This window comes from Candidatus Hepatincolaceae symbiont of Strigamia maritima, from assembly GCF_055505085.1.
Window position 1 is genome coordinate 1 of sequence record NZ_DBKDTU010000131.1, and the last position, 1959, is coordinate 1959.

At 24.8% G+C, this 1959-nt stretch carries 3 protein-coding genes; 1 reads left to right on the top strand and 2 read right to left on the bottom strand.

All coding sequences use genetic code 11. The features are described from left to right. Positions 1-490 precede the first annotated feature (490 nt). The gene (locus tag ACQCX0_RS03360) at positions 491-649 is read right to left on the bottom strand and encodes a hypothetical protein (protein ID WP_465029877.1); all 159 of its coding nucleotides are present in this window, start codon (positions 647-649) and stop codon (positions 491-493) included. Positions 650-764: 115 nt separating this feature from the next. Here ACQCX0_RS03360 and ACQCX0_RS03365 point away from each other — a divergent pair, with 115 nt between their 5' ends. Then, positions 765-944 carry a hypothetical protein gene (locus ACQCX0_RS03365; protein ID WP_462562760.1) on the top strand — a complete coding sequence of 60 codons (180 nt, stop codon included), beginning with the start codon at positions 765-767 and terminating at the stop codon, positions 942-944. A 211-nt stretch (positions 945-1155) separates the two neighbouring features. On the opposite strand, the gene ACQCX0_RS03370 is transcribed toward ACQCX0_RS03365, so the two are convergent. Beyond that, a partial coding sequence (locus tag ACQCX0_RS03370) for an AEC family transporter (RefSeq protein ID WP_462562761.1) occupies positions 1156-1959 on the bottom strand: 804 nt, incomplete at its 5' end.

Consider the following 1959-nt stretch of genomic DNA (forward strand, 5'->3'; position numbering starts at 1 on the left):
TAATGATTGTTTTTAATATTATATAAATAATATTATTATAATAAATCAATTAGTGTATTTATTATGTAAAGTATATGGGAGAACAGTTGAATTAAAAAAATTGGAGAGACGATATGAGAATATAATACTAAGTTGTATATTACTTGGAATATAACTTCAATTTGCCTATGGGATTGTAAAATATGCTGTGTTGATGCTAGGCAGGTAAAAAGAGAAAAAGGCAAGATAGTTATTAAAGATAGTACTAATATTGATACCTAAAGCTTAAAATATTTACAATAACTAAACAAGAACTGAGTTATGAAAAAAAATTAAAAACACTTGAGAATATTGATTATTTTAATGTTAAAATTGATTTTTTAGGAGTAGATGCGTTGGTAGTTGATGAGAATTAAAAAAAAGAAAGAATCTTAATTAGAAATATTCTAAAGAAGTTAATAGAGTATAATCATGATGGTAAAATTAGTACTTTAACTAAAAACTCTCTAATCTACAGAGATCTTGAGCTTTTTAAACAATTAGCTAATGTAGAAATAGGTTTTACTATTACCACAGATAATAATGCAGTAGGAAGAGCAATAGAATTAAAAGCACCGCTGATTAAAAATAGGCTTAATACATTAGAGTCATTAAGCAAAGCTGGGTTCATAACCTATGCCTTTAGTGGGCAAATCTTGGCTAATTATATAGAAGATATTAGTAAAATTGAAGAACTTATTATTAAGCTTAAAAATGCCTAGGTTGGTGAAGTATATGTAGAATTTATGAATATTAGTAATACTAATTCCCAAAAACTGAAGGAGTATATTAAAGATCATGCTTTTTATAATAAAATGCAAGATAAATCCTTAAAAATCTTAATTGAACAGGAAATTATTACCTTACTGAATAAACATAACTTAAAGTTGAAATTAAATAAAGTTATGCAACATCAAGAGTTATAAAATAATGCTAAAAATTATAGTAGCAATTCCTACTTTTAAAAGTACTCAATATATCAAAAAAACTGTAGATGCAATCTTAGCAGAGATAATATATTATGTAGAAATAGCAATTCCTTATTAGAGTTTATGTTAGTTATTAGTATTAACGGTGAAAATGCTACTTTAGTTGCACAGTATCTTAATACTATTTTAAATAGTAAAATTATTAATATTATTGCCATATAAAAAGAAAGATGCATAAAATTAAACAAGATAAAATAGTAGAGCATAATAATAAAGTTTCTAGTATTTTGTTTTTAGAATCTTTATTATATGTAAAAACAACAATATTAGCAGCTATTGGTAAAACAGAAATTAAAGAATACACATAGATTTGCGATAAACTAAGTACTTGTAATTTCATTAAGAAAAAAATAAAACATCCTACTACTAATACAGAAAGACCTATTCTAGATAATAAAAACAGTAGCACTGTTTTCCACGGTATGTCCTTAATAACAATTCCATAAAGATTCATTCCGATTAAAGACATTCCCATAAGAGATGTGAGTGGTAGAACAATAGAAAATATAGCGTCTATAACATTATGTTCTAATATAATAGATTTATATGAATAAGATAATAAAAAGCCAAAAATAATAGCATATATACTAGGATTTTTAAATAAAGTTAAAAAAGTATAAATAAATTTTGTATTTGATTGTTTGTTAATAAAAAAGTACCCAGCTGTATGCCCAAATAACATTCCACCTATATAAAGGGTTGTCATTGTAGTAGCTTCATTTTCTCCCCAAAGTGTATATACAATAGGAATTCCAAACCATCCAATATTAAAATAACTATAACAACATTGAAAAATCCCCTTAGATATGGAAAGGTTTTTAAAACTTCTCCAGAATATCAAACATAATAATGACAAAACTAAACTAGTTAAAAATGATACCCCTACTAAAATAAAAAATATCTCTAATTTGGATAATAAAACTGCCCTAAAAACAACTATAGGAATTAAAAC

Bases quoted from the DNA above. Each gene is read 5' to 3' on its own strand.
- ACQCX0_RS03360 (WP_465029877.1), bottom strand. From the start codon at position 649: ATGAACCCAGCTTTGCTTAATGACTCTAATGTATTAAGCCTATTTTTA.
- ACQCX0_RS03365 (WP_462562760.1), top strand. From the start codon at position 765: ATGAATATTAGTAATACTAATTCCCAAAAACTGAAGGAGTATATTAAA.